The 26,938-nt window shown below is 73.9% G+C and carries 18 protein-coding genes; 6 read left to right on the forward strand and 12 right to left on the reverse strand.

Going from position 1 to position 26,938, the window contains the following annotated elements; translation table 11 throughout:
• Nucleotides 1–54 precede the first annotated feature (54 nt).
• From ACFW9Z_RS14525 to ACFW9Z_RS14535, 3 genes are all read right to left on the reverse strand, one after another.
• Nucleotides 55–2,067: a hypothetical protein gene (locus tag ACFW9Z_RS14525; RefSeq protein WP_384639539.1), complete on the reverse strand. Its 2,013-nt coding sequence runs from the start codon at nucleotides 2,065–2,067 to the stop codon at nucleotides 55–57.
• Between the two features lie 112 nt (nucleotides 2,068–2,179).
• The gene (locus ACFW9Z_RS14530) at nucleotides 2,180–2,635 is read right to left on the reverse strand and encodes an SRPBCC family protein (protein ID WP_384639542.1); all 456 of its coding nucleotides are present in this window, start codon (nucleotides 2,633–2,635) and stop codon (nucleotides 2,180–2,182) included.
• 61 nt (nucleotides 2,636–2,696) lie between these two features.
• Nucleotides 2,697–3,542, reverse strand: a complete 846-nt coding sequence (locus ACFW9Z_RS14535; protein WP_384639545.1) for a DeoR/GlpR family DNA-binding transcription regulator — start codon at nucleotides 3,540–3,542, stop codon at nucleotides 2,697–2,699.
• Between the two features lie 356 nt (nucleotides 3,543–3,898).
• Between ACFW9Z_RS14535 and ACFW9Z_RS14540 the strand changes: the two genes are divergently transcribed.
• Nucleotides 3,899–6,331 (forward strand): hypothetical protein, encoded by a 2,433-nt coding sequence (locus ACFW9Z_RS14540; protein ID WP_384639547.1) that lies wholly within the window; start codon nucleotides 3,899–3,901, stop codon nucleotides 6,329–6,331.
• Here ACFW9Z_RS14540 and ACFW9Z_RS14545 read toward each other — a convergent pair.
• The 4 genes from ACFW9Z_RS14545 to ACFW9Z_RS14560 all read right to left on the reverse strand — a co-directional run bounded on the left by ACFW9Z_RS14545 (nucleotide 6,301) and on the right by ACFW9Z_RS14560 (nucleotide 11,102).
• Complete coding sequence (locus ACFW9Z_RS14545; protein WP_384639550.1) at nucleotides 6,301–8,727, reverse strand: right-handed parallel beta-helix repeat-containing protein; 2,427 nt, start codon at nucleotides 8,725–8,727, stop codon at nucleotides 6,301–6,303. The genes ACFW9Z_RS14540 and ACFW9Z_RS14545 overlap by 31 nt on opposite strands.
• A 276-nt stretch (nucleotides 8,728–9,003) precedes the next feature.
• Nucleotides 9,004–9,603, reverse strand: a complete 600-nt coding sequence (locus ACFW9Z_RS14550) for a hypothetical protein (RefSeq protein ID WP_384639553.1) — start codon at nucleotides 9,601–9,603, stop codon at nucleotides 9,004–9,006.
• Nucleotides 9,604–9,637: 34 nt separating this feature from the next.
• Nucleotides 9,638–10,462 carry an MOSC domain-containing protein gene (locus tag ACFW9Z_RS14555; RefSeq protein ID WP_384639556.1) on the reverse strand — a complete coding sequence of 275 codons (825 nt, stop codon included), beginning with the start codon at nucleotides 10,460–10,462 and terminating at the stop codon, nucleotides 9,638–9,640.
• Between the two features lie 154 nt (nucleotides 10,463–10,616).
• Nucleotides 10,617–11,102 (reverse strand): DUF6643 family protein, encoded by a 486-nt coding sequence (locus ACFW9Z_RS14560; RefSeq protein WP_384639559.1) that lies wholly within the window; start codon nucleotides 11,100–11,102, stop codon nucleotides 10,617–10,619.
• A 257-nt stretch (nucleotides 11,103–11,359) separates the two neighbouring features.
• Here ACFW9Z_RS14560 and ACFW9Z_RS14565 point away from each other — a divergent pair, with 257 nt between their 5' ends.
• A complete protein-coding gene (locus tag ACFW9Z_RS14565) occupies nucleotides 11,360–12,661 on the forward strand; it encodes a TerD family protein (RefSeq protein ID WP_384639562.1) in 1,302 nt (433 codons plus the stop codon).
• Nucleotides 12,662–12,762: 101 nt separating this feature from the next.
• Here the strand turns inward: ACFW9Z_RS14565 and ACFW9Z_RS14570 are convergent, their stop codons facing one another.
• The gene (locus ACFW9Z_RS14570; RefSeq protein ID WP_384639565.1) at nucleotides 12,763–13,962 is read right to left on the reverse strand and encodes a glycosyltransferase; all 1,200 of its coding nucleotides are present in this window, start codon (nucleotides 13,960–13,962) and stop codon (nucleotides 12,763–12,765) included.
• 58 nt (nucleotides 13,963–14,020) lie between these two features.
• On the opposite strand from ACFW9Z_RS14570, the gene ACFW9Z_RS14575 reads away from it, so the two are divergent.
• The 4 genes from ACFW9Z_RS14575 to ACFW9Z_RS14590 all read left to right on the forward strand — a co-directional run bounded on the left by ACFW9Z_RS14575 (nucleotide 14,021) and on the right by ACFW9Z_RS14590 (nucleotide 17,834).
• Nucleotides 14,021–14,806 (forward strand): glutamate racemase, encoded by a 786-nt coding sequence (locus ACFW9Z_RS14575; RefSeq protein WP_384639568.1) that lies wholly within the window; start codon nucleotides 14,021–14,023, stop codon nucleotides 14,804–14,806.
• Nucleotides 14,807–14,867: 61 nt separating this feature from the next.
• Entirely contained in the window at nucleotides 14,868–15,449 is a 582-nt protein-coding gene (locus ACFW9Z_RS14580) for a hypothetical protein (protein WP_384639571.1), read from the forward strand.
• A gap of 279 nt (nucleotides 15,450–15,728) precedes the next feature.
• The gene (lnt, locus tag ACFW9Z_RS14585; protein ID WP_384640001.1) at nucleotides 15,729–17,321 is read left to right on the forward strand and encodes an apolipoprotein N-acyltransferase; all 1,593 of its coding nucleotides are present in this window, start codon (nucleotides 15,729–15,731) and stop codon (nucleotides 17,319–17,321) included.
• A 30-nt stretch (nucleotides 17,322–17,351) separates the two neighbouring features.
• The gene (locus tag ACFW9Z_RS14590) at nucleotides 17,352–17,834 is read left to right on the forward strand and encodes an NUDIX domain-containing protein (protein ID WP_384639574.1); all 483 of its coding nucleotides are present in this window, start codon (nucleotides 17,352–17,354) and stop codon (nucleotides 17,832–17,834) included.
• An 18-nt stretch (nucleotides 17,835–17,852) separates the two neighbouring features.
• Here ACFW9Z_RS14590 and ACFW9Z_RS14595 read toward each other — a convergent pair whose 3' ends face one another.
• From ACFW9Z_RS14595 to ACFW9Z_RS14610, 4 genes are read right to left on the reverse strand one after another with little or no spacing between them, the layout of a single operon-like run.
• A complete protein-coding gene (locus tag ACFW9Z_RS14595; RefSeq protein ID WP_384639577.1) occupies nucleotides 17,853–22,895 on the reverse strand; it encodes an SAV_2336 N-terminal domain-related protein in 5,043 nt (1,680 codons plus the stop codon).
• Entirely contained in the window at nucleotides 22,888–23,865 is a 978-nt protein-coding gene (locus ACFW9Z_RS14600; protein WP_384639579.1) for an AAA family ATPase, read from the reverse strand. The genes ACFW9Z_RS14595 and ACFW9Z_RS14600 overlap by 8 nt, the downstream gene beginning before the upstream one ends.
• Nucleotides 23,862–25,931, reverse strand: coding sequence for a hypothetical protein (locus ACFW9Z_RS14605; protein ID WP_384639581.1), 2,070 nt, complete (start codon nucleotides 25,929–25,931; stop codon nucleotides 23,862–23,864). Before ACFW9Z_RS14605 ends, ACFW9Z_RS14600 begins: the two co-directional genes overlap by 4 nt.
• Nucleotides 25,928–26,923, reverse strand: coding sequence for a hypothetical protein (locus tag ACFW9Z_RS14610; RefSeq protein ID WP_384639584.1), 996 nt, complete (start codon nucleotides 26,921–26,923; stop codon nucleotides 25,928–25,930). Before ACFW9Z_RS14610 ends, ACFW9Z_RS14605 begins: the two co-directional genes overlap by 4 nt.
• Nucleotides 26,924–26,938 lie beyond the last annotated feature (15 nt).

Raw genomic sequence — 26,938 nt, forward strand, 5'->3', positions numbered from 1 at the left:
GTACGAGGGTGGGACGAGGAGTCCGTACGGCGGAGCGCGGGCCCCGTCAGCGGTTCACCGCACCGCCGTCAGCGTCCCGCCCCCGCGCAGTCCGGCCGTCAGCTGTACGGAGGCGTCGCGCGGCGCCCGTACCGCCAGCGTCGGGCCGCCCGCCGCGCCCCGCACCTGCCCGGTGGCCTCGATCCGGTCGACGGCCCGGCTGCCCGCCGCCAGGACGTACCACCGGCCGGAGTCGGCCTTCCAGTGCGTGCCCGCCAGGATGTGCTGGCCGAACCTGCTGCACAGGGCCGTGTCGTTCCGGTCGGCGACCACCGCCGCCGGGGCGGTGGGGGAGGCGGCGGGCTGGAGGAAGTGCACCAGGACCCGGCCGGGGCTGCGCCAGGTGTCGGCACGGGTGCAGAGCCACTCGGCCTTCGCCTCGCCCTCGGGCAGCTTCTGCTCGGCGAACGCCCAGTTGTTCACCGCCCGCACCCCCGAGCCCGACAGGGCCCGCAGCGAACACGCCGTACGCGCCCAGGCGAGCAGCGCCTCCGGGCCGGTCGCCTCGCGGGGCTGCCGGGCGGGTGCGCCCCGGCCCGGTTTCGGGGTGTACGTCAGATGCGCCGGGGCCAGATCGCCCAGGTCGGTCACCAGGAACGCGTGGTTCTCCACGATCCGTTCGGAGGAACGCAGTTGGAGCACCGGCCACACATCGCAGCCGCCGCCCGCCGCCGGGCGCTCCACCGGGGCGGTGACCCCGTCCGGGCCCACCTCCAGGGGACGGCCGGGCGTGTTCGGCGCGAGCAGGTCCCGGGTGGTGGTCTCGGAGATCCAGGGGGCGAGCAGGAACCGCGCCTTCTCGCCCGTACGGCTCACGACGACCGCCGCCCCCGTCGTCACGTCCGCGTCATCGGTCCGGGCGAAGTCCAGCGCCGCCCCGCCCCCGCCCGACAGCGGCTCCGCGTACCGCACCACCCGGACCCCGCCGTCGTGGAACAGCACCACGGCCGCCCCGTCCACCTCACCCGCGAAGAGCAGGCGGGGCGGCTGGGCGGGCGGCACGTCGGCCGTGCCCGGGGTGGCCGACACCCGTACGGTCCCCGGCGGTTCGGACCAGGCCCGCAGCGCCCGGCCCAGCAGCTCGCCGTCGCCTTGCCGGTCACCGCGTACGGGCCAGGCGGTGAAGTCGATGCGCGAGGTGTCCGCCCACTGCTCCGCCGCCGTACGCAACAGCGCCGCCGGATCGAGGGCCGGGACCGTCACACCCGTCCCCGGGGCCTCGTCCCGTACGCCCTTCTCGGCGGCCACCGCGAGCGTGCCCGCCACCACGCACAGCGCCGCCGCGAGGGCCGCCGCCCGCACCCGGTGCCTGCGCCGCAGCAGATCGCTCGGCCGGGTCTGTACGGTGCACGGGTCGAATTCACCGGAGCGCAGAAGCACTTGGGCCGCCACCCGGTCCGGCCTCCCCAGCCGGGCCGCCCGCCGCACCGCCCCCGCCGGATCGTCCGCCCCCGCCTCGGCCAGCAGTGCCCGTACGCCGGTCTCCGGCAGCCCCTCCAGCAACTGGAGTGCGAACGCGGCCCGTACGGCACCCGGTACCGCCGACAGGGCCCGGTCCAGGGCCAGTTCGTCGACGCCGCCCGCCCGGGGGAAGAGCCGCAGCCCCCAGACCACCGGCAGCACCGGCCGCAGCGCGGCAGGCGCGGGGAGCCGCCCGGGCCACCAGCGGGGCCTGCGCTCGTACGCCAGGGCCGTACGCAGCACCCGCAGCCGCATCCATGCGTACGGGGCGCTCTCCGGCGCCTGCGCCGCTTCCGGGCCCGCCGCCTGTGCCGTCTCCGGGGAGCGGCGGGACTGGGCGGGCACGCGTACGCGGTCCTGGCTGGTCCGGGCCCCGGGCAGGGCGCGCTGTACGGCCCCGTGGGCGGCGAGGACCCGGCGGTGGCGGCCGAGCGCGGGCGGCAGCACGACATAGGCGAGCCGCACCAGGCGCGGGTAGTGCTCCACGAGGGCGGCCTCGGCCTGCTGCACGCCCAGGGGCTCGCTCGGTGCGGCGGCGGACCGGTGCTGCGGTGGGTGGATCGGCATGAGTTCGGTGCCTTCCGGGGCCGTGGCGGGGGAGTGTCATACCGACAAACGAGTCAATCGTGTGACGGTCACATCACCCGCACCGGACCGGCGCCCCGGTCGTTGCCGGTCTTCAGCCGGTCCCCCGGCCGCCCGGCGAGGCGAGCAAGGAGTCCAGCACCCCGCCGAACACCCGGCGCCCGGCGGAGGCCAGCAGCGGATCACCCCACCGGGGCACCAGCCGTACCCGCAACTCCTCCACCCACACCACATGGGAACCGGAATGCGTCGGCAGTACGTCGATCGAGGCCCGGCCCAGCACCACGGACCCCCGCTTCTCCAGCAGGCAGATCCCGGCCCGGCCACCGGAGGGCGGGGTCCAGCGGACCACTTCCATCGGATCGTCGAAGGCCAGCGGGCCCACCCCCGTACGCGCCGTGAACACCGTGCCGACCCGGGTCGGGGCCCCGCCCGCCACCGAGATCGCCGTCAACGGGACATGCGCGGCGTGCCGTTCCCAGTCGGTCACCCGGCGCCAGGCCTCGGCTGCGGGGAGAGGGGAGAAGCGCTCGATCCGGAAGACGGCCATTCCTCGATCCTAGGACGTCACGGCCGTACGGCGACCCGAGCGGAATGCCCCGGGTGCTCCGTCAGCCGGGGGACTCGGTCTCCTCCGGCGGCTCGCCCGCCACCACCAGACCCGGCAGCTGCTCGCCGATCTCCTCGCGCGCCGCCGGGGCCAGCCCCGCGTCCGTCACGAACGTGTCGACCTCGTCCAGCGCGGCGAAGGAACTCAGCCCCACCGTCCCCCACTTGGTGTGGTCGGCCACCACCACGACCCGGCGCGCCGCCCGGACGAACCGGCGGTTGGTCTCGGCCTCGGCGAGGTTGGGGGTGGAGAGACCGGCCTCGGCCGAGATGCCGTGCACCCCGAGGAAGAGCAGGTCGAAGTGGAGGGAGTCGATGGCCCGGTCCGCGACCGGGCCCACCAACGCGTCCGAAGGGGTCCGCACCCCGCCCGTCAGCACCACCGTCGCCGCCCCCGGCCGGGCCGCCCGGCCGGACGCCGGGCGCTGCGCGTCATGGAACACATCGGCCACCCGGACCGAGTTGGTCACCACCGTCAGATCCGGTACGTCCAGCAGATGCCGGGCCAGGGCGTAGGTCGTCGTACCGCCGGAGAGGGCGATCGCACTGCCGGGCGGGGCCATCGCCGCGGCGGCCCGCGCGATGTCCTCCTTGGCGCTCAGCTCCAGCGCCGACTTCGCCTCGAAGCCGGGCTCGTGCGTACTCGCCTCGACCACCGGGACGGCACCGCCGTGGACCTTCTCGATGACCCCCTGCCGGGCCAGCGCGTCCAGATCCCGACGGATCGTCATGTCGGAGACATTCAGCCTGCGCGTCAGCTCGTTGACCCGGACCCCGCCGCGCCTGCGCACCTCGTCGAGGATCAGGGCACGCCGCTGCTCCGCGAGCAGGTTCTGATTCTCGCTCAACGCCGGTGCCCCGTCCTTTACCCTCTGCCGTCCTACGGCCCGCAGCCGCCTGCGGCATCCGCTCATCCTGCCACGCAGGCATGTCCGGCGTACCACCTGGGGAGATTCCGTGAGACCGCTCACGCACGTGCCCCGCGTCCGGAATTCTGGGGCCGGGGCCACGGGCCGGAGCCGATGGCTTCCCCGCCCCGCCACACACTTCTGTGCTTTTCCCGCCCGACCCCATCACGCCCCCTCCCGTCTCCTCCCGTCTCCTCCCGTCTCCTCCCGTCCCCTCACGTCGCATCACGTCCCCTCAGTCCACTCACGTCCCCCGTCGGCTGGTGCAGCCGACGCGCCCGAGAGAGAGTCCCCCCTTGGCTCCTGCCGTCCCGCCCCCGTCGCCACCTCCCCACAACACCGGCGCAGCGCTGGAACTGCTGGTCCACGGCGTCGGAGGTGCCACCCCGCAGGAGATGCTCGGCGATCCCCGTACCGTCCGGGTCACCGGCGACGCGACTGCCGCCGTCTACCGGCGCACCGAGGACGCCCACGGCGAGAAACACCCCGAGCGCTACCGGGACGAGCCCGTGGCCGAGGCGTACTGCTGGTCCGGGCTCACCTCCGGCAACGGCTCCCGCGCCCTGTGGCTGCTGCTCCTGCCGTTCATGGTGGTCAACCTCGCCCACTGGATGCGCCCCACCGCCAACGGCCGCACCCGCGCGGTCCGGCTGTACGGCGTCGTCGTGCGGCTCGTCGCGCTCAGCCTCACCGTCCTGCTCACCGCCGCCGCCTGCGAAGTGGCGCTCGACCTGGTGGCCTGGCAGTGCGGGGGCACCCCCGAATGCTCCCAACGGCGTTCCTGGCTGGGCTTTCTGTCGAGTCATCAGGGCGGCTGGTGGTCCCAGCCCGGACGGCGGCTCGCGCTCGCCGCCGTCGTGCCCGCCGCCCTGGTGGGGCTGCTCTGGTATCTCTCCAACCGGACCTGGAGCGCCTACGAGTCCCAGAGTCCGCTGGACGCCACGGATGCCACGGACGCCGACGCGTACGACCCCGACGGGACGGAGGAGGCCCATGGGCCCGGCGCGCCGTACCCCTCGGACGACGGCCCGGAACCAGCACCTCCGGTTCGCCCCGCGCTCGGCAGGCCCGGGTTCTGGTACGGCCGCCGGCTCGTCGCCCGGCTCCGTGCCGCGCACACCGCAGCGGGGTTCCTCACCGTCGCCGCGGCCGTCAGCGGCGCCGCCGCCCGCCACGACCGGACCGCCGACAGCCCGGTGCCGCAGGTCTTCGGCGCGGTCATCGAAGGCGCCATCGTGCTCTGCGCGGTGGTGGCCGTCTGGGTCGTCTGCCGCCGGGGCCGCAGCGAGCGCGCCCGTGACACGCGCCTCGACGGCGCCCTCATCACGTACCTGCCGGGCTCGGCGCTCGTCCTGCTCGGCCTCGCCGTCCTGCACGCCGGATGGTCGCGCCCGGAGTGGCAGTCCTCCGGCAGCCTGCCCGGCGAGACCGCCTTCCGGCTCCTCGCCCTCGGCCAGGGCCTCCTCGTCGTGATCCTCGCCCTGGTCGCCCGCAGCCTCTACCGGCGCACCCCCGAACCCCGTACCACCCTGTACGGACTCGGCGGCCCGTCCGTCGCCATGCTGGCCTGCGCACTGGGCGGGGTGATGACCGGCGGTGTGGCCCAGCGCGTCGCCGACTGGCTGGACGGCCCCGGCACCCCGGGCATGGGGCAGGGCTCCATCATCGAGGGCCCGCCGGTCCTGCTCAGCTGGCAGGCCTCCGTCATCCCGGTGCTGCTGCTCCTGCTGCTCGTCCCCGTCCTCTACCTGGTCGTCCGCACCGCCCGCCGGGCCCGCCGGATGGGACCGGACATCGAGGCGGAGTACGCCCCCGAGCCGCCCGACCGCGCCCGCACCCGGCGCATCGCCCGGATCCGCGCCACCGCCGCCCTCACCGACTCCGCCCCCTGGATCGTCGGCGTGGTCTCGGCCGCCACCCTGTTCCTCGGCGCGGCGGCCGTCGTGGGCTCCTGGGTCAGCGGCGAAGTGCCCGGCCTCGCGTCGGACGGTGCCGCCGCCCCCGTCGAGTCGATCGCCGAGGCCGCCCAGTCGACCGGCTCCTGGCTGATCGGCTTCGGCTTCATACTCTTCGTCGCGAGCGGGCGCCGCGCCTACCGGGACGCCTCCGCCCGCCGCACCATCGGCATCCTCTGGGACGTGGGCACCTTCTGGCCGCGCGCCGCGCACCCCTTCGCGCCCCCCTGTTACGCCGAGCGCGCCGTCCCCGACCTGGCCTCGCGGATGTCCGCCTGGACGGCGACCACCCGGGGCCGGCTCATCATCTCGGGCCACTCGCAGGGCAGCGTCCTCGCCGCCGCCGCCGTCTGGCAGCTCCCCGACACGGCCCGCCGCCGGGTCGGCCTGCTCACCTACGGCTCCCCGATCGAGCGGCTGTACGGGCGCTGGTTCCCGGCCTACTTCGGGGCCGTACCCCTGCTCGGGCTGAACCGCTCGGTGCACTGCTGGCGCAACCTGTGGCGGGCCACCGACCCGATCGGCGGGCCCGTCCGGCTGAGAGCGGAGCCCGACCCCGGCGTCGACCGGGGGCCGCTGCGGGACCCGCTGGCGTACGGGCGGACCACCGCACTCCCGCTGCCCGAACCGATCCTCGGCCACTCCGACTACCAGGCGGACCCGGTCTTCGCGAGGGAACGGACCGCCCTCCTCGAAGAGCTGGGCCCCCGGCTGCCCCGGCAGGCGGCGGGCGGAGTCAGCACTCAGAAAAGCTCCGGGAGGTCCTCCGGGTAGAGCAGGGTCAGGTCGTCCGTGCTCGTCTCGGCGAGCTGGGCGACCCGGCCCGCGTGCCGCTCCACCATCGACTCGAAGGTCTGCCGGGCGGTGCGGCCGTTGCCGAAGGCGGGGCCCTTGGGGAGCGCGGTGAAGTACTTCAGCAGCGCCTCTCCGGTGCCCTCCGCCAGGCTGTACTCGTGCTCCTCGGCCTGCTGCCCGACGATCCGCAGCAGCTCCTCGGGGACGTAGTCGCTGAAGGTGATGGTCCGCGAGAAGCGGGAGGCCACCCCGGGGTTGACGGTGAGGAACCGCTCCATCTCGTGGGTGTATCCGGCGACGATCACCACCACCGCGTCCCGGTGGTCCTCCATCAGCTTCACCAGCGTGTCGATGGCCTCCCGCCCGAAGTCGCGCCCGGAGTCCTCGGGGGAGAGGGCGTACGCCTCGTCCACGAAGAGCACCCCGCCGCGCGCCCGGTCGAACGCCTCCTGGGTGCGGATCGCCGTCGAGCCGATGTGCTCCCCGACCAGGTCCACCCGGGACACCTCCACCAGATGGCCGCGCTCCAGCACCCCGAGGGAGGCCAGGATCTCCCCGTACAGCCGGGCGACCGTGGTCTTGCCCGTACCGGGGGAGCCGGTGAAGACGAGGTGGCGGCGGACGGAGGCGGCCTTCAGCCCGGCCTCCTGGCGGCGGCGGCCCACCTCGATCATGTCGGTCAGCGCCCGCACCTCGCGCTTGACGCTGTCCAGCCCCACCAGCGCGTCCAGTTCACCGAGGACCGCCGAGGAGTCGCGGGCGGGCTCGGCGGCCGGGGCCACCGGATCGGGCTCCACCGCCCGCTGGCCGGGCATCGTGGAGAGCAGACCGGGCGTCGTCCGGGTGGCCGTCAGCACGGCGGGCGCCGGAGCCGGTGCCGTACGCAGACCGCTCTCGTCGCTCGTGCAGTCCGTGACCACCGGGCCGGTGGACCCGGACCCGTCACCGCCCTCGGCGAACTCGTAACCACCGCGCGCGCACCGCTCGGTGCGGCAGCGGGTCAGGGTGGTGCGGCAGCCGTCCATGATGTGGAAGCCGTACCCCTCGCTGCCCGTCACCCGGCAGTTGTCGAAGGTGCCCCGGCCCTCGGCTGAGACGTAGAACCCGGCCTCGGCGGGGTTGGTGACCGTGCACCGCTCGATGACGGGGTCGGCGCCCTTGGTGACGATGACCCCGGTCTGGGCCGTGTCGACGGTGCAGTTGTTGAGCGTGCCGCCGCTGCCGTGGTCGCGGAACCAGGCGCCCGTGGAGGTCTCCCGGATCCGGCAGTCGTCCAGTTGGGCGGTGGCGCCGTCGCTCACGGAGACGGCGGTGTTACGGATCTGGGAGAGGTCGCTGTCCACCACGTCGGCGCGCGATCCCCGGTCCAGGACGAAGAGGGCGTCCGGCACGTCGTGGACCCGGCAGGCGTCCAGTATCACCGTCGCCCCGTCGCTCACCCAGACCGCCGGGTAGTCGCCCGTACTGTCGTGGATCTCGCACTGGTTGGCGTCCACGCGGGTGCCCGGGTCCCAGACCGAGAGCCCGTTGCGGCCGAAGCGGCGGACCGTGGAGCGGGTCAGCGTGAGCACCGAACGCGACCGCAGGTCGATCGCGTTCTCCGGAATGTCGTGGATGTCGCAGTCGGCGAGCGTCAGCACCGCGTCGGTGTCCAGCGTGACGCCGTCGCCCGAGGTGCGGTGCACGGTGCAGTCGGTGAGGTGCGCGGTGGCGCGGGCGGTCACCTGGACGCCGCTGCCCTTGATCTCGTACACCTCGCAGCCGATCGCCTCCAGACCGCTGCCCTCCCCGGTGACGCCGATGCCCGCGCCGGAGGCGTGGTGGATGCGGCAGCGGTCGAGGCGGGGGTGGGCGCCGTCGCGGACCGAGACGCCGGACTGCCCGGCCGAGACGATCTCGCACTCCTCGAAGACCCCGCCCGCCCCGTCGAGTACGGCGATGCCGACCCCGGCCGGATTGTCGACGGTGCAGCGCCGCACGGTGGGCCGGGCCGCTCCCCGTACCTCGATCCCGGCGGCGGACCGCGTCACGACCCGTAGATCCGTGAACTCGGGGGTGCCGTCCTCCACCAGCAGTGCCGGGGCGGCGGAGTCCTGCCCCTCGATGTGCAGATCCTGGATGATCGCGGAGGCGCGGACCGTCAGCGGTACGCCGTCGACCGGGGCGATCCGCACCGAGCCGACCGAGCCCTCGGGGCCGCGCAGGGTCACCGCGCGGTGGACGACGAGGTTCTCCCGGTAGGTCCCGGGCGCCACGGTGAGGACGTCCCCGTCGGCCGCCGCTTCCAGGGCCGCGGAGAGGGAGGCGTACTCGCCCGTACGGCGGCGCCATCGCGATGTGCCGGTGTGCGTCACCTGGACCGTGCCCTGTGCCATGGAGTTGCTCTGCCCCCACCTCGTGCTGTGCTGCTCCGGGTCGTGCTGTGAAGCCCCTGGGCCAGTGATGTGCCCCGGGTCCGTCCGCCCTCCCGCCTGCCTGTCGTGGAGGCGGACGCGGTCGGACCACCGTAGCGCGCGGGAGGGGCGGGAGTTGACGACTCGGGGTGCCGGGGCGATGTTGCCCGCCCCGGGCCGGCCATGGAGCCGGGGCGGGCGGTCACCGCTCCCCGCCGGGGTCGAGCCGTCCGCCGCTCCCCGCCGGTCGGCCCCGGGTCAGCCGCCCGTTCCGGCCCGGCCCCAGCTCCGGCCCGCCTCGGCCCACTCACGGTCCAGGAGCGCGTACCGCCGCCGCACCAGGCGTCCTACGACCAGCCGCCTGCCCGCCTCGACGCATCCGGCGGCGAGCAGGAACGCCCCGGCGCCGCCGAGCACCGCGTGCGTACGGGCCGTCCGCGCCGCCATCGGGGCCGGTACGGGAAGGCCCTTCGCGTCCGTCCAGATCCGCACCGCCGAACCGGGGCCGCCGGGCGCCGATGCCGGGGCGACCTCCCCGGTGCGCGGGGTGCCGTCCGGGGCCCGCCAGGCCGCCACCACCGTCGTACGTCCCGCCCCGGCGTCCGGGTCGGCGGCGAACCGCCGTGCCCCCGGCACCCGGCCCACCACGACCGCGTCCGTGGCCCGCCGCTCCGCCTGCTGGGCCCGCACCTCCCGCTGGAGCGAGGCGTCGGCGAGCACGGCGCCCGCCCAGCCGGCCGCAGGCGCCACCGGCACCAGGAGCAGCAGCGCGCCCAGGGTCACCCGCGCCTCGCGGCGATCGGTGGCACGCCACAGCGGGCTGTTCCGCCACCGCCGAACTCCCCGTACCGTCCCCACCTCTTGGCACCTTCCCCCGGCCCGTACGCCGTCCTCAGTCGAGGATCTTGACGGGGTCCCCGACCCGGATGATCCCCGGTCCGTCCGGAATCAGATTCTGGCCGAAGAGCAGCTGGTTGCCGACCCGGCGGTGGCGGGCCAGGGTGGCCAGCGGCTCCTTGCCGCGCTCGGCGGTCCGCTGGTCGGTGGTGGTGATCACGCAGCGGCCGCAGGGCTTCACCACGGAGAACGGCACCTCGCCGATGGCGATGCGCCGCCAGCCGTCCTCGGCCCACGCCCCGACGCCGTCCACCACGACGTTCGGCCGGAAGCGGTCCATCGGCAGCGGGCCCTCGTGCGGCCGGTCGCCCGCCGCGACCAGGGCGTTCAGGGCGTCGAGCGAGGCCGTGGTGGTGAGCAGCAGCGGATAGCCGTCGGCGAAGGAGACCATGTCCCCGGGGCGCGCGAACTCGGGGTCGACGTGTCTGCGGCGCGCCGGGTCGTCGAGATGGACGAGCCGGGTCTCCGAACCGAGGACCTCGCTGAACCAGGCGTGCGCCTCGGCCCCCGCCTCCGCCACCGTGACCGTGTCCCGGTGCAGCTCCACATCGATCAGGCTCCCGGACCCCGGCACCTCGACCCGCAGCGGCGGATGGCCCGGAGCGGAGAGGGCGACCCCGCCGCCCGGCAGCAGCTCCGCGGAGATCCGCGCCATGAACGGCTGCTGACGCTGTGTGATCGCCCGCGAGGCCTTGTCCACCAGCATCCAGCGGCGGTCGCCGTCGAGTCCCCATGGCTCGACGGCAACCTCGTCGGATGCGTGGGCTGCCAGCGATTTGACCGGGTAGAGGTGGACGGACCGGAGCACGGGAAGCGACATGCGGACATCCTGCCAGCCACCCCGGACACATACGCACGGATTTTTTCCCGGCCCCCCGCCGTACCCGTGTGTGACCGCCGCCCGGCCCGTACTCCGGCTCGTACCGCCGTGACTCCGGCTCCTGCCGCCGTACGGACTGTGCCGGGCAGGCCGGTCAGTACCCCCGGCTCTGGTACGGGCGGTTGTACGGGTCCTCGTACGGCGACGGCGCCGGGGCGGGCCGCGGCGAGGCCGGGCGCATCGACTCGTACCCGGTGGCGGGAGCGGGGCGCTGCGGCTGGGGCTGCTGCCCGTATCCGCGGACCGCCGAGGGCTGCTGCGGGATGTACGGCGCCGGGGCGCTCTGGAGCCCCGCCGGGTACATCGGCACCTGCTGCGCGGGGGCCTGCTGGTACTGCGGCATCGGCTGCTGCTGCGGATAGCCGTAGGAGCCGGTGGGCTGCGAGGGGGCCGCGGGGAGGGCCGGCAGCGCCGACGGCAGGGCCGGCAGATAGCTGCTGGAGGTGTCGTACGCGGCCGGGACGCGGATCGGGGCGATCTGCGGGGTGCCCCGCTCCGCGACCAGGGAGTCGTAGATCGGAGTGTCGGGGAACGACGCGGCGTAGTAGCCGCCGCCGAAGGCGGAGCGAGGGGAGGTCATGGCACCTAAGTTAAGCCCACGATGTGCTGGTTGGGGAGCCCGATAAGAGGGTTGTTTTCCGCGATGTGAGTGAACCGCAATCCCCAATGCGAGCGAACTTGGGAAAATAGGGCGCGCCGACGGCCGGTGATCGTGTAAAAGCCGAGTTCGCGGGGTGTTACCGACGGATCGCCGGGACCTCTCCGCGAGGGCGCGGCACACTGCCGCGGGGCCGGGGATTAGGTTGGGGGAAATGCCTGAGGGCAGCCGGACTCGTGATGGGGGCGAGCATGACCATGCAAAAAGGAACCAACGTTCCGGTGCCTGCGGGCACCGTGCGCGTCGAACTGGGGTGGCGGGCCGCCGCGGGCGCCCCTGACGTCGACGGCTCCGCGCTCCTGCTGGTGTCGGGGAAGGTCCGCAGCGACGCCGACTTCGTCTTCTACAACCAGCCGACCCACGCGTCCGGCGCCGTCCGCCACGAGGGCAAGCGGACCGCCGGTGACGGCGTCACCGACACCCTCACCGTCGACTTCGGCAAGGTCGAGCCGGCCATCGACCGCATCGTCGTCGCCGCCTCGGCCGACGGCGGCAGCTTCGGCCGGGTGAACGGGCTGTACGTACGGGTCGTGGACGCGGCGGGCGGCACCGAGCTCGCCCGCTTCGACTCCACGGACGCCACGGTCGAGACCGCGTTCATCCTCGGTGAGCTCTACCGGCGCCAGGGCGCCTGGAAGTTCCGCGCGGTCGGGCAGGGGTACAGCACCGGGCTCGAAGGGCTGGCCACGGACTTCGGCATCTCCGTCGACGAACCGCAGCAGGCCGCCGCGCCCACGCCGTCGTGGCCCGCCGCCCCGGCACCCGTGCCTCCGGCGGCCCCGGTGCCTCCCGCACCCCCCGTGGCTCCGGCCCCGCCCGTCGCGCCGCCCGTCACCCAGCCCGTACGGCTGTCCAAGGTGACGCTGACGAAGGAGGCCCCGTCCGTCTCCCTCGCCAAGCAGGGCGGCACCTCCGGCGCACTGCGCGTCAATCTCAACTGGGAAGTGCGCAAGCAGTTCAAGGGCTGGGGAGCGAAACTCGGCCGGGCCGTCGCGATGCACGGAGATCTTGATCTCGATCTCTGCGCGCTGTACGAACTCACCGATGGCCGCAAGGGAGTTGTGCAAGCACTCGGAAACGCCTTCGGTGCTCTCCATCAGCCGCCGTTCATCCATCTCGACGGCGACGACCGTACCGGCGCGCTCTCCACCGGTGAGAACATGACCGTCAACCTCGACCGCAAGGACCTGCTCCGCCGCGTACTGATCTTCGTCACCATCTATGAAGGCGCCCGGAGTTTCGCCGATCTCCATGCCACGGTCACCCTCCAGCCGCAGAACGGCGCGGCGATCGACTTCTCCCTCGACGAATGCACCGTGCCCTCCACGGTCTGCGCGCTCGCACTGATCACCAACAACGGCGGCGACCTCACCGTGCAGCGCGAGGCCCGCTACCTCGTCCCGGACCGGGGCGTCAGCCCGCAGCGCACCATCGACGCGGCCTACGGCTGGGGCATGAACTGGACCCCCGGCCGCAAGTGAGCCGCCCGTTATCCGCCGCCCGTTATCCGCTGCCTGCTGTCCGCTGTCCGCATCTGCCCCGCCGCCGCCCGGCCGGACCCGGCGCCCGCTTCCGCGTGGTGTCACCGGTCGGGCGCGGCCTCGGGTGTGGTGTCCGGACCGGGCCGGGCGTACGTACGGCCCTTCCAGGCCGCGCCCCGCCCCCGGTAGTGCCGCACCGCCGAGTCCACCGTCATCAGCAGGTACAGCACCGCGGTGAACGGCAGCAGCGGCCCCAGCCAGAGCGACTGCCGGTAGTAGGACAGCATCGGCAGGTACGTCACCGTCATCACCGCCCAGGCCGCGCCGCCCGCCCAGGCCGCCGCCGTGTCGCCCGTCGCCAGCCCGGCCACCAGGGTCACGGGCGGAGCCACGTACACGAGCAGCAGCCCCGGCACCGTCCCCGCCAGCAACAGCGGACTGTGCCGCAACTGCGCGTACGCGCTCCGCGCCACCATCCGCCACAGATCCCGCAGCCCCGGATACGGCCGCACGCTGTCCACCCGCTCCGCCAGCCCCAGCCAGATCCGGCCGCCGCCGCGCCGCACCTCCCGCGCCAGCGACACGTCGTCGATCACCGCCTGCCGGATCGACTCGGGGATCCGTGCCCGCTCGGCCGCCTCCGTCCGCAGCAGCACACAGCCGCCCGCCGCCGCGGCCGTACGCGACCGGGCCCGGTTCACCCGGCGGAACGGGTAGAGCTGCCCGAAGAAGTAGACGAACGCGGGCACCACCAGCCGCTCCCAGAAGCTCTCCACCCGCAGCCGCGCCATCTGCGACACCAGGTCGTAGCCGTCCGGCCCCCCGTCCCCGGCCGCCGCCACCAGATCCCGCAGGCTGTCCGGCTCGTGCGCGATGTCCGCGTCCGTCAGCAGCAGGAAGTCCGGTTTGTGGCGGCGGGCCAGCGCGATGCCGTGCCGCAGCGCCCAGAGCTTGCCCGTCCACCCCGGCTCCGGCTCCCCGGGCTCCACCACCGTCAGCGGCAGCCCGCCGAACCGGTCGGCCAGCTCCCGGGCCAGCCGCCCCGTACCGTCGCCGGAACAGTCGTCGACCAGGATGATCCACGCCTCGCCCGGATAGTCCTGGACCAGCAGCGAGGGCAGGCTCACCGGCAGCATGTCGGCCTCGTCCCGGGCCGGTACGACGACCGCCACCGACGGCCAGCGCACCGGGTCGGTACGCCGGGGGAGCCGCTGGTCGGTCCGCCAGTAGAACCCCTGCCCCAGCAGCAGCCACACCCACGCGATCAGCGAACCCACGGCGATCCAGGCAACGGCGCTCATTCGCCGCAGTCTGCCCCACCCAGGCCGGTCCGCAAGGGCTGTCGGCTAGGGTGACCGGGTGAAGATCGCGCTCATGGACTCCGGAATCGGCCTGCTGGCGGCAGCGGCCGCCGTTCGCCGACTGCGGCCCGACGCCGAACTCGTCATCTCCTCCGACCCCGGATCGATGCCCTGGGGCCCGCACACCCCCGAGGAGATCACCGCCCGCGCGCTGACGGTGGCCCGCGCCGCCGCCGCCCACCGGCCGGACGCCCTGATCGTCGCGTGCAATACCGCATCCGTCCACGCCCTGCCCGCGCTCCGCGCCGCGCTGGAGCCCGCGCTGCCGGTCATCGGCACCGTCCCCGCCATCAAACCGGCGGCGGCGGGCGGCGGCCCCGTGGCCATCTGGGCCACCCCGGCCACCACCGGCAGCCCCTACCAGCGCGGGCTGATCGCCGAGTTCGCCGGTTCCGTCGACGTCACCGAGGTCCCGTGCCCCGGACTCGCCGACGCCATCGAGCACGGGGACGAGGCGGGCATCGACCGTGCGGTGGCCGCCGCCGCTGCCCTCACCCCACCGGGCGTACGGTCCGTGGTCCTCGGCTGCACCCACTACGAGCTGGTCGCCGACCGCATCCGCGCCGCCGTCCAGCAGCCCGGCCGGACCCCGCTCGTCCTGCACGGTTCCGCCGGGGCCGTGGCCGCCCAGGCGCTCCGCCGCATCGGCGCGGACCCCGTCCCGACGGCCGCCCCCTCCGGCACCCTCACCGTCCTGCTCGGCGGCAGCCCCGGCACCCTCCCGGCCCCCGCCCTGACCTACGCCGAGGGCCGCACCCTCCAGGCCGCCGCACCCGCCCGCTGAGCCGCCGGGCGCCCCGCCCGACCCCGGGCCGGGCAGCGGGAACGTGGGTACGCTGCTGAATATGACGGACCACCCCGAGCGCGCGCACCACGGCTCGACGCAGGCACCGTCCACCGTCTGGACCGGCCGCGCGACCAACCGCATGCAGTGGCTCCTGGCCCTCGCGGGCGCGGGCTGCATGGCTCTGGGCATCGAGCTCGCCGTCGGCTCGCCCTGGTCCTCCGGGTTCGCCCCGCTGCTGATGTCCGTCATCGGCTGCGTCGCCGCCGGGCTGCTGATCCTCTTCGGGACGCTCGCCTTCGTCCATGTCTCCGTGAAGGTCGACGGGGACGCCCTGGAGGTCCGCTGCGGCCACGCCGGTCTGCCGCGCCGCCGCATCCTGCTCACCCACGTGGTCGGCGCGGAGTACGTCCGCAGGATCAACCCGCGTCAGTGGGGCGGCTGGGGCTACCGCTGGCGCCCCGAACAGGGCACCGCCGTCGTCGTACGCAAGGGCGAGGGCCTGGCCCTCCGCCTCGGCGACGGCCGCACCTTCACCGTCACGGTCGACGACGCGGAGACCGCCGTACGGTTCATCCGCGAACGCCTGCACCTGACCGCCGCCACCGACCGGGACCGGGGCATGGGTGAGGGCCGGGGCTGAACGTCCGGGGGCGGGAGAGGTCCGGAACGTACCGGGCCGGGCCGGGCCCAGGACGGAAGGCGCAGAGGCAGAGGCGGGCCCGGGGCGGACGTACGGAGGTGGCCCGGGACGGATCGTACGGGGCCGGGCAGAGGTAGAGGCAGGCCCGGGGCGGACGTACAGAGGCGGCCCAGGACGGAACGTACAGGTCCGGCCCCGGGTGGCGAGGCGGCCCGGTCCGCAGGCCGGAGCGCCCGCCGCACAGCCGCCCACCGTAGACTCCGCCGGGTGAGCGCCACTATGACCCCCGTCGACGATCCGCAGCCCGCGCCGACGCCCCGGACCGCCGGACCGCTGCCGCGGCTCCTGCGTCCGGCCGCCGCCGTCCTCTCCGGGGTGCTGCTCTACGCGAGCTTCCCGCCCCGGCCGTTCTGGTGGCTCGTCCTGCCCGGCTTCGCCCTGCTCGGCTGGGTCCTGCACGGGCGCCGGCTGCGGGCCGCCTTCGGTCTCGGCCTGCTGTCCGGGCTCGGCTTCATGCTCCCGCTGCTGCGCTGGACCGGTGAGGACGTCGGCCCGGTGCCGTGGCTCGCGCTGGCCACCGCCGAGGCGCTCTTCATCGCGGTGGGCTGCCTCGGGATCGCCGCCGTGAGCCGGCTCGCGTACTGGCCCGTCTGGGCGGCCGCCGTCTGGACCCTGGACGAGGCGGTCCGCGCCCGGATCCCGTTCGGCGGCTTCCCCTGGGGCAAGATCGCCTTCGGCCAGGCGGAGAGCGCGTTCCTGCCGCTCGCCGCGCTGGGCGGCACCCCGCTCCTCTCCTTCGCCGTCGTGCTGTGCGGCTTCGGGCTCTACGAGGCCGGGCGCCGCCTCCGTACGTACCGGACCTCCGGAAAGGTGCACCGCGCCGCGGCCGCCGGAGCCGCCGCCTGCGTCCTCGCCCCCGTGGTGGCCGCCCTCGCCGCGCTCCCGCTGGTCGACGACTCCGCCGAGGACGGCACCGCCACCGTCGCCGCGATCCAGGGCAACGTGCCCCGCCTCGGCCTCGACTTCGCCGCCCAGCGCCGCGCCGTCCTGGACAACCACGCCGGGCGCACCACCCAGCTCGCCCAGGAGGTCAGGGCGGGGAAGGCGAAGCAGCCCGACTTCGTCCTGTGGCCGGAGAACTCCTCCGACATCGACCCGTACCTCAACGCCGACGCCCACCAGGTCATCGACGACGCGGTCAAGGCGATCGGCGTGCCCACCGTCGTCGGCTCGGTCGTCGAGAAGGGCTCGGACAGCCTGCGCAACACGCTGATCGAGTGGGACCCCGAGCAGGGCCCCGTCAACACCTACGACAAGCGGCACATCCAGCCGTTCGGCGAGTACATGCCGATGCGCTCGATCGCCCGCGTCTTCAGCAAGGACGTGGACCGGGTGCAGCGGGAGTTCGTCCCCGGCACGAAGGTGGGCGTCTTCGACCTCGCCGGTACGAAGGTGGGGCTCGTGACCTGTTACGAGGCCGCCTTCGACGACGCCGCCCGCGACACCGTGCTGCACGGCGGCCAGATGATCGCCGTACCGAGCAACAACGCCACCTTCGGCCGCAGCGAGATGACCTACCAGCAGCTGGCCATGTCCCAGGTGCGGGCCGTCGAGCACGGCCGGGCCGTCGTCGTCCCCGTCACCAGCGGGGTCAGCGCCGTGATCCGGCCCGACGGCACGATCGCCGACCGGAGCGGCATGTTCACCCCCGACGCACTGGTCGCCGAGGTCCCGCTGCGCTCCTCGCTCACCCCGGCCACCCGGATGGGCCCGCTGCCGGAGGGCGTCATCGCCCTGCTGGCCGTGGCGGGCCTGGGCTGGGCGGGCGTGTCGGCGGTACGGGCCCGGAAGGAGCGGGGCACCGCGAAGTAGACCGGAATCCGGCGACGTAGGCTCGGACCCATGGCGACTCCCGACTTCATCCGCACCATCCGCGCCACCGCCGGACACCAGCTCCTCCTGCTGCCCGGAGTGACCGCCATCGTCTTCGACGACGAGGGGCAGGTGCTGCTGGGGCGGCGCGCGGACACCGGGAAGTGGTCGGTCATCGGCGGCATCTCCGAGCCGGGGGAGGAGCCCGCGCTGACGGCGGAGCGCGAGGTGCTGGAGGAGACCGGGGTGCACTGCGTGGCGGAGCGGCTGGTGCTCACCCAGGCGCTGAAGCCCGTGCAGTACGCCAACGGTGACCGCTGCCAGTACCTCGACCTCACCTTCCGCTGCCGGGCCACCGGCGGCGAGGCCCGCGTCAACGACGACGAGTCGCTGGAGGTGGGCTGGTTCCCGCTGGACGGCCTTCCGCCGCTCGCCGAGTTCGCCCTCTTCCGGATCAAGCAGGCGCTGACGGAGGGGCCGGCCTGGTTCCGGCGGACGTCGGGGGAGGCCTGACCGACCTCGGCCGGTGGCCTACCGGGGCCGGCCGGGAGGCATGTTCCCGGCCTCCCCATCGGGCCGTGGCGCGGTCCATAGCGCGATGCCGGGCGGCTCCTCGTAGCCGGCGACGGAGATCCACGCTTTCTCCGTGCGCTCCTTGACGGCGGCGTACACCGGACGGAACCGCTCGGCCAGCGGGTGCTCCCGCCCGAAGTGGACGCTGCCGAAGAGGCTGTCGGACACCACCGCGGCCAAGGGCGACCGGGGGGCTTCGCGCAGAGCGGTGCGCAGCACTGCGGACTCGACGAGCCGCTGGGCGACCATGACCGGTTTCCCCTGCCACCCCCGTCGGTCCTTGACGACCGCACCGCAGTGCAGGGCGACCCGCAGCCGCAGCCCTCCGACGACGGCATGGTCGTGCAGCTCGGCTTCCAGGTCTCTCAAGAGTTCCGGTACCAGAGGCGTGCGCCGTACCCCGTCCGGAGTGAGGACGACCGTCATACCGTCCCCCGAGAACTCACTCTCCCAGAGCAGCCTCTCGTGGCGCTCCAGCACCCGGGACAGGACGCCGGGCAGCGCGGAGACCAGGTCCGCCTGCTCCATCCGGCTCATGCCGGACTCGCCCACGATGTCCGCGACCAGGACGATACGCTCCTGTACTGCCTCCTCCTCGGTGCGGCGTCTCCCGAAAACTCCTGTGAGACCCGCGCCGGGCCGCTCACCCGGCGGACGCGTACGACTCCGCTCCTCACCCGCCGCCAGCGCTTCCGCCCGCAGCTCCGGCCCGAGGTCGCTGCGCTCCAGCAGCGTGTGCAGGACGTCTTGGGCCGAGGCCTCGGCTCCGTGGGCCCGCAACCAGTCCAGCGCGAGGGCCGTCGTGAGGTGCGCTTCTTCCGGTGTGAGGTCGGTGCGTTTCAGCAGCGTACGCAGGACGAGCCTGGCCGGGGTGCGGTCGCGGGCCTTCCGCAGCCAGGTGAGACCGAAGGCCACGATCCGGGTCCGTGGTTCCGGGGGCAGGTCGCCTCTTCCCAGTGCGGCGCTCAGCACGTAGGCGTCCGAGTCCTGGTTGCTGTGCTGCTCCAGCCAGCCGAGAGCCGCGTCCGTCACATCGGCGGCCTGTGCCTGTGTCAGATCATCGCGCAGCAGTGCGGGGCGCAGGACGACCTGCGCCGAATCGAGGTTCTCGTGGCGCCGGAGCCACACCAGGGTGTGGTCCACGGCTTGGAGCGCCTGCCGCTGGGGCAGCGTGTCGATCTTCAGGAGTGGCTCCAGGACGAACCGCGCGTACGGGGCGCCCCCGTGCGCCATCAGCCAGTCCAGCGCGTGCCTGACCGCCTCGGCCTTCACCTCGCGGGGCAGTCCGTTGCGCGACATGGGCAGTTCGGTGCGCGACAACAGGCCGCTGAGGACGTGCTGGGCGCTGTCGGTGTGGTCGTCGGCCCGCAGCCAGGCGAGTGCTTCCTCGGCGGTGTGCAGCAGGTCCGCTTCGGTGAGGCCGGGCCATCGAAGGCGTGAACGCAGCGTGCGGGCCTGCTTCTCCCGGCGGGCGAGTGATCCGCGCCCTGCCAGGTCGGACCGGGCGAGCGCACGGAAGCGTTCGGCTTGCCGGGGATGGCCGAGGCCGTGCGCGGTCCGAGCGATCTGGCCCAGGTCGGGACCGGAGGCATGCGTGGCCAGGGCGTCCCACAGAGTGTCCGGGGGAGGGGCGTGCGGGGACGAGTCCGTCGCGCGCCGCTCCATGTCCTCCGAGAGCCGGTAGTACGTCGGTACGGATTCGGGGACCCCGGCGTCGTTCGCTGCCCGTGGCAGCCGACGCAGGCCCATCCCCATGAGGACGTCGGCGGAGACGCCCTCAGGCCAGGGCCGCGATGTGGGGTCGGCCAGGTAGCCGCGGGCGGCATCGGCGAGCAACTGGGCGGGCATCGTCGGTCCGTGACCGTAGCGGCGGGCGTCGACCGCGGCGGCCACGAGGGCCTCCTCGGCCGATTCCGACCGGTGGTTCACCGTGGCCCCGCAAGGGATGACCACGCCCTCCTCGCACAGGGCGCGGGCCGCCGGATGAGGGATGGTCCCGTCCGGGCCCGGGGCGGATGTCAGCAGACTCCATGTCTCGGGCAGCAGAGTCGCCAGTACGAGGACGGGCCCGGTGCCGGTCTCGCTCAGGCGCCTCCTCAGCGCGGCCGCGAAGCGTTCGCCCGACAGATTCCCCGACCGGTTCATGAGGTAGCGCTCCCCGGGGTCCAGCAGGATCACCGTGTGGGGAGCGATCTTCGAGGGGTCGTCGAGTACGGCGGCCGGATCGGCGTCCTCGTCGGGTGTCCACGTCCACCAGCCTTTCGGCAGCTCAAGCGTCGCGTTCAGGGTCGCCAGAGTCTTCCCCGAGCCGTCGGGCCCGACGAGCGACACCATGTGGCTGGTCCCGGTGGCGCAGTCCCGCACAGCGCTGAGAAGGAGCTGATGGTGGTCTCTGTCGAAGAGTGCCCTCCGGTCCACCTCCCGGACGCTCGACTCGGATGAGTGGAACGGGTGGCCGAGTCGCAGGGGGGTGAGGTCGTCCGGCGGTGTCGGGCCGGAGAGGGAGTGCCCGAGGTCGGCCCGCGCCAGGAGATGGCGCGCCAGCCAGTCGAAGGCCGGGGCCTCGGTCGGGGCGCTCCGACCGTCCAGCCAGCTGCGCAGTGTGGCGCTCGACAGGTCGACCGGAGGAGTCTCCGCGTCGGCCTCCCGGACCAGCTCCGCGAGCGATGGGCTGCCGGCGCGGACGTAGAGCGCGCGCAGATCCCCCGTGAAGGCGGCCTGGCTGCGGGAGAGCGGCCTGCTGTAGCGGGTTTGCACGCGGAGATGCACGGTCACCCCTTGGCGGTCGCCCTGCCACTCGGCCAGCGTCACACACTGGTCGAGGTCGAGGAAACCGTCCTCCCGGTCCGTCTCATCGAGGAAGACGAGGACCTCGACGGGACAGGTATAGGCCGCGACGCGCTCGCCTGTCGACCGCGCGGCGGAGGCCAGCGCCGACCACGAGAGCACGAACGGCGCGTAGATCTGGATGCCCATGGGGCCGTCGGCGGCCAACATGACCAGGTTCTGTACGGCCGGGTCCTGCCGGTCGGCGGAACTGCGCAGGGGGATGCCGTGGCGGGCGAGGAACCGGCGTAGGTCGTCGGCCACATCGGCGGCCCTGACGCGGCCCTCGGCCGTACGGAGGTCGTCGAAGGCTGTGTGCGTGCCCGGCCACCTCCCGGCAGGGGCGGGCAGCCTGGAGTGGGCGTAGTCGATCAGGAGCCGCAGCAGCTGCTCGACTTCTTCGAGGGTGCGGCCTGATACGGAGGTGCCGAGGGCGGACCGTAGTTGGCCCACCGCCCGGTGGATGACGGGTGACGTTCCGTCGACAGCGGTGACCGGTCCCGCTGCGGCGGGGGAGGCGGGGGGCTCGGTCGGGCGAGGTGGGCCCGGGGCCTCGCTGATGGGCAGCCCCGCCACCTCCGCGAACGGTTCCCCCTGCGCCGGGAGTTCCGTCTCCGCCCTCGGGTTGTGCAGCACGGCCGCGATGCCGTGCGGAGCGTTCGGGTGGGCGGCCGCGTGGCGGCCGAACGCCGCCCGGGTGCGCCACTCGTCGTGCGTGGTGAGGTGAGTGCGCAGGTACTGCCGGGCGGCGGGGCGGAACACCAGCACCGGGTCGCTGCCGGCCTCGCGCCGTACGGTGAACAGGCCACTGGTCAGGACCTCGGCCAGGTCGGAGGGCGAGGCTTCGGGGACCACCTCGTGGTGCAGTACGTGCAGCAGAGGGAGCGGGAGGTCGGGGAGGCCGGAGCAGAGGACCGCGAGGCGTACGGCGGGGGCCGGTGCCGTGTGGGCGAAGGCTTCGGCCAGCCGTGCGGGGTCCGGCCGACGGGCCGGTGCCTTGTTCTCGCGGGTACGGGGCAGGAGGCGGCCGGTGGCCGGGATGAGGACGGCCCCGCACCCCGCAGGGTCGGAGCGCATCAACGTAGCGGCCCAGGCGCCCAGGAGATGAGGCGTGCACGAGACGACCGGCAGCGCGGTCCACGGCCCGGCGGATGCCTGTCCTGCCTCCGTGCCCAACCGTCGGGGCAGGGCGAAGCGCAACGTGCCGTTGTGGGCGGCCACCCGGCCGCCCGTGACCTGTACGGCGGGGAGGTTCAGGGCCGAGCGGCGCCAAAGGGGCGGGGGGAGCGGGTCGACCAGGGCCACGGGGACCCGGTGCGCCCAGTCGCGGAGCAGGAGCCAGGGGGCCGGGGTGTGCCAGCCTCGGGCCGCGCAGTCGGAGAAGACCAGGACCAGGCGTCGCCCCAGGGCCCCGCTGCCGTGGTGGGGGACCCGGTCGCCGGGGACCTCGCGGCCGTGGTGGTCCCGTACGAACGGTTCCGCCCCCTGCCACTCCAGGCGCCAGGTGTGGACCGCGCGGAACCCACCCAGGGCGGTCAGGAGCCGGGTCACCGCACGGGTGGTCTCCTCCCACACGCTCATGGACAGCGAGACGTCGACGAGCACCACCACCTCGAACCAGGGCTCCGGAGCCGGGCGGAACAACGGCACCAGCGGCCCTCCGCGCGCGTAGTGCTCCACCGTGGCCTCGACGTCCAGTTCACTGCGGCCGCCCCGCAGCCACGGCCGCCGGAACGGCTGGATTGCCCGGCCGACGGCGAGGGCGTCCGGCAGCGGGTCGGCCCGCCCCAGGGAGAGCGGTACCCCGCGTACCGTCGTCCCCGACGCGGACCGGCGGACGGACAGTGTGGTGCTCGTGGTCGCCGTGGCGGCCACGGGGTCCGGCCCTGACGGCACGTCGGTCCCGGACCGCGCCGACGCCTCGGGCTCCGGTTCCTCGGGCGTTCCGCAGGACGGCCGGAACGCCGGTGGGGCGCCCTCGCCGAGGACGCCGGAGGCCGCCAGCCAGAGCGCGTCGGCGAGGGTACGGGCGTCCGCCCCACCACGCCGCCCCGGCGGCGTTCGGCTGAGCGCCCGCAGGAGCCGGGGCAGCGCGTCGCCGGGTACGCGGGAGTCCTGGTCGGCCCGCGCCCGCCCACCCCGCGCCGCATCGGCGGCCATTGCCTCCTCAGGCACGGGAGAGTTCCCGCAGGACCAGCTCGCGCAGCTCCTCGTACTGGGCGCCACCCAGGGCCTGTTCGCCGAGCAGCAGCGCCACCGCGTTCAGCAACTGGTCGATGGCCAGGTGCTCGCCCGCCCCGACCCGCTCGGCGAACAGCCGGACCAGCTCGTCGCTCCCCTCCGGCGTCGCGTCGAAATGGGCCTCGACGATGTTGTGCAGCAGGTCGGCGGTGAGCGGAGGCATGGCGTAGCGGATGCAGCGCCGCAGAAAGGCCGGTGAGAAGTCGCGCTCCCCGTTGCTGGTCAGCAGGATGAAGGGGAACTGCGTGCACTGCACCCGCCCGTTCTCGACGATGTGCTCCTTGTCGTCGCTGTCCCACAGACGGACCGCCACCCGGGGCTTGCGGTACCGGACGAGTTCCGGAATCACGAACTCGCCGCGTTCCAGTACCTCCAGCAGATCGCTGGGCAGGTCCAGGTCGCTCTTGTCGATCTCGTCGATGAGCAGCGCGCGCGGCTGTTCCGACGGGATCAACGCCGTTCCCAGGGGGCCGAGTTGGAGGAAAGGGCCGATCTCGTCCCGGCTGCGACCGCGCCCCGGCCGCCCGGGGCGGCCCGCCCGTCCCACCGCTCCTTGGGGCATGGCCGAGCGCAGGCTCTGGGCGTGGATGCGGCCGAGCGCGTCGTAGCGGTACAGGGCCTCGGCCAGCGAGCTGCGTGAGGTGATGTGCCAGCGCAGCACGGTGTCGAGCTTCAGCTCATGGGCCACCTGCTCGATCACGGAGGACTTCCCGGACCCCGCCGGGCCGCTGACGAGCAGCGGGCGCCGCAGATGCAGGGCCGCGTTCACCGCGTCGACGAGGCCGGGCGGCGGCCGGTACTCGCGGTGCTGCGGCTTGCGCGGGAACGTCCGCCACGGCGGCGGATCCGCCAGCGCGGTCTCCCGCTGCTCGCCGTCACCACGGTAGTAGGGCTTCCAGGTCACCACTCCTCCTCAGGGCCGGACACGACGCGTTGTTCGAAGGGCCGGCAGAATTCCAGCCATGCTTCGTCGTGCCAGATCGCGCGTACGTCCCCCAGGCAGGTCACGCATCCGGCGTGCTGCTCGCTCCACCGGTTGCGGTAGGCGTCGGGAAGACCGTGGGGCAGGCTCTGCCAGTGCTGCCGCACCAGGCCTGCCAGCCCATCGTCGGACGGCCGGGCGTCCTGGCGGGGCCACAGGATGATCGGGGCGTAGGGCAGCAGCTGTTCGAGAACGTCCTGCAGGGCGTCGGGGTGGTGATCGAGGCCGACGACGGTGTCGTATCGGCCGGTGCTGAGCCCCAGCTCGAGCGCCTCGTGGTCGCCCAGCGCGGCGGCGCCGATCCACTCCACCGGCACGGTGGCACAGGCGGCCATGGACCGCAGGGCCTTGCGGGCGGCGTCGTTCATCTCGGCGCTCTCGTCGGCCGGGTCCATGCGCCCGCTCCACCGTACGACGACGTCGTGGTTGACCCCGAGGAGCCGGAGGCCGACCTTCGACTCCTCCGGCTGCCAACGGGCCAGCAGGTGGGCAGGGGCGGCGACATCCACGTTGACGAGGGTGGCCGGGGCGGGGAGCAGGGCGCGCGCCCAGGTCAGGGCCGTACCGATCGCCTTGCCCGTCCCGGCGCGGTCGGGCGAGGCGCACGCGAAGCGCCGGTGCACGGGCAGGGGTTCGCCGGTCCCCACCAGCCAGGCGTCCACCTCCTCGGGCCAGTCCGTGAGCGCCCCCGCCAGACTGACCACCAGACGCAGCTCCCCCTCCTGCCGCCTACGGGTGAACTCGGTCAGGGCGTCGTTGAACTCGGTGACCGCACCGAGTTCCCGCGCCCACTTGCGCAGCCGGGTCGCCACGTCGTCGGACCCGGACACCTGGGCGAGGGCGGCGAGGAACCGCGCGGACGCCTTCCACAGCGGTTCGTCGGCGCCCACCGCGCGCAGGGCCGCGTACTCGACCAGCCCGCGCAGCAGCTCGGTCCCTTCCGCCTCGGCGGGCAGGCCGGACAGTCGGCGTGCCTCGCGCAGGAGATCGCTGGTCAGCACGGACGCCAGCACGGTGTTGAGGAGTTCGACCGTCCCGGCGCACCGCAGGAGCGTGGCCACCACATGGCGGACCCTGTCGTGCCAGCGTGGATCGGCGCTCCCGTCCACCTCCCTCTCCCGGGTGAAGGTGTCCAGCTCACCGAAGCCGGCGAGGGTGAGGGGCGTGGGCAGCCGCAGGCCGTCCCCCCGCCACATCGAGACGGCCTCCTCCAGGTCCTGCCGGCCCAGCGGCCCCACCACCCCGCCCGCCGTGCTGGGGGCCGAGTGGACGTTACGGGCCAGCCACATGCCCTCCGCGGCGAACGGGTCGTTGTCGTACTCGAACCGTCCGACGGCCTGGCCCATGATCCGCTCGCGCAGCGCGTCGGTGAGCCGGGAGTCCGCGTACACGGCGGGCCCGGCCCCGGCGATGCCGTCCCGCAACACGTCGGCCAGCGCGAAGGACAGGCGCATCCCGCGCGCCGTCTGATCGGCCGCGGCGGCGGTGACGACGGAGAGCCGGGTGCGCCCTGCTTTGACCCCGCCCGCGATCCGGCGGGCGTCCGGCATCGCACCGGTCGCGTGACAGGTGTCGATGAGGGCGATCACTCCGTCCACGCCCGGCTCGTCGACGGCCTCCGTGAGCAACTGCCCCACGTTCAGTGCCGACATCCCGCTGTCGGTCGTGGACCCGGCGACCATGTAGTACAGATCGCTCTGCTGCGGCGGTGTGAACCCGTGGCCGAGCAGCGCCACCACCAGCACGGAGTTGTCCGCCCGAGCCTGCCGTACCGCCTCGCGCAGGGCCTCGCGCACGTCCTCCGGGGTCAGCTCTGCCCCGACCAGGAGCGACCCCCGCTCGCCCGTGCGGTGCGCGCACCCGCCGCGTGCCGGGTCGGTCAGTACGGTGTGCAGCTCCCGGGCCGCCTCCTCCAGCCGGGTCAGCGTGGCCATCGACCGGCACTGCGCACCGACGACCAGTACATGGCGGCGTTGCCTGTCGGTCACTTCTTGAGTGCTTCGACCAGCGGCCCGGCGACGGCCGCATGCCGCAGATACTTCGTGGCCGTGTGGACCCACAGCCCGTCGGAGTCCACCCGCGCGGTCACGGGGACGACGCCCGAGGCGTTGGGCAGCATCCACTGCTCCAGGCGGGGGCGGCCCACTACGATGTCGTCGCGGTCCCAGAAGTTCAGCCACCGCTCCACCCGGGCCGGGGTACGGGGTGGCTGAGGCTCAAGCCGCTGGAGCACTGCCGCGCCCGTCGCCAGCGGGGAGCCGAGCGTCACCAGTAGCGGGACCCGTCCCTCGTAGCCGCTCAGCGCCTCGAAGGCGACCACAGTGCCCAGCGAGTGGCTCACCACGATCAGCGGCCGGTCGGGGTCTGTTCCCCTCAGTACCCGGTCGCGGATCCGGGCGTCCAGGGTGCGCCTGCCGCTGTCCGCCTCCCGTCTGCGCAGATAGCGACCGACCTGGGAGAGATGGCTCAGGAGCGGAAGGCCGCTGGCCCACTGTGCGCTCCCGCGCAGCCCCGGTGCTTGAAGCAGCGTCGTCAGGACCTGACCCAGTACGCGGAACGGCTCGCCGACACCCTGCTCCTGGTCGTCCTCCTCGCCGGTGCCGGTGCCGGGCAACTGGGCGAGGGCGTCCTCGGCCACCGCCGCTGTCCGCCGGTCGTCGCGTTCCCGGGCCTGCCGGTCGACCTCGTCGATCAGAGCCCGTACGAACGCGGTCATGAACTCCGCGTCCTCCTGGTCCTCCGGCTCATCGAACGCTTCGGTGCCTTGGACGTCGGTGTCGGTGAACAGGTCGCTGTAATCGGCGAACCGGGTCTCCGCGAGCCAGCCCTGCGTCAGCCCGGACACCACGTCGGCGTGTCCGGCCGCGCGGGCCCCCTCGGCCAGGGCGACGAGCCACTCGCGTCGCTGCCCCGCCGCGTCCCGCAGCCCGCCGATCCCATGGACGAACACCAGTTGAGTAGCTCCGGAACCGCCCACCATGCCCCCGTACAGCCC

Origin of the sequence: Streptomyces sp. NPDC059452, assembly GCF_042750035.1 — a bacterium.
Classification (GTDB): Bacteria; Actinomycetota; Actinomycetes; order Streptomycetales; family Streptomycetaceae; genus Streptomyces.

What these genes read in the sequence shown, in the direction of transcription:
- ACFW9Z_RS14525 (WP_384639539.1), bottom strand. Translation starts at nt 2,067, where the DNA reads ATGCCGATCCACCCACCGCAGCACCGGTCCGCCGCCGCACCGAGCGAG.
- ACFW9Z_RS14530 (WP_384639542.1), bottom strand. Translation starts at nt 2,635, where the DNA reads ATGGCCGTCTTCCGGATCGAGCGCTTCTCCCCTCTCCCCGCAGCCGAG.
- ACFW9Z_RS14545 (WP_384639550.1), bottom strand. Translation starts at nt 8,727, where the DNA reads ATGGCACAGGGCACGGTCCAGGTGACGCACACCGGCACATCGCGATGG.
- ACFW9Z_RS14555 (WP_384639556.1), bottom strand. Translation starts at nt 10,462, where the DNA reads ATGTCGCTTCCCGTGCTCCGGTCCGTCCACCTCTACCCGGTCAAATCG.
- ACFW9Z_RS14560 (WP_384639559.1), bottom strand. Translation starts at nt 11,102, where the DNA reads ATGACCTCCCCTCGCTCCGCCTTCGGCGGCGGCTACTACGCCGCGTCG.
- ACFW9Z_RS14565 (WP_384639562.1), top strand. Translation starts at nt 11,360, where the DNA reads ATGGGGGCGAGCATGACCATGCAAAAAGGAACCAACGTTCCGGTGCCT.
- ACFW9Z_RS14570 (WP_384639565.1), bottom strand. Translation starts at nt 13,962, where the DNA reads ATGAGCGCCGTTGCCTGGATCGCCGTGGGTTCGCTGATCGCGTGGGTG.
- ACFW9Z_RS14580 (WP_384639571.1), top strand. Translation starts at nt 14,868, where the DNA reads ATGACGGACCACCCCGAGCGCGCGCACCACGGCTCGACGCAGGCACCG.
- lnt (WP_384640001.1), top strand. Translation starts at nt 15,729, where the DNA reads ATGACCCCCGTCGACGATCCGCAGCCCGCGCCGACGCCCCGGACCGCC.
- ACFW9Z_RS14590 (WP_384639574.1), top strand. Translation starts at nt 17,352, where the DNA reads ATGGCGACTCCCGACTTCATCCGCACCATCCGCGCCACCGCCGGACAC.
- ACFW9Z_RS14610 (WP_384639584.1), bottom strand. Translation starts at nt 26,923, where the DNA reads ATGGTGGGCGGTTCCGGAGCTACTCAACTGGTGTTCGTCCATGGGATC.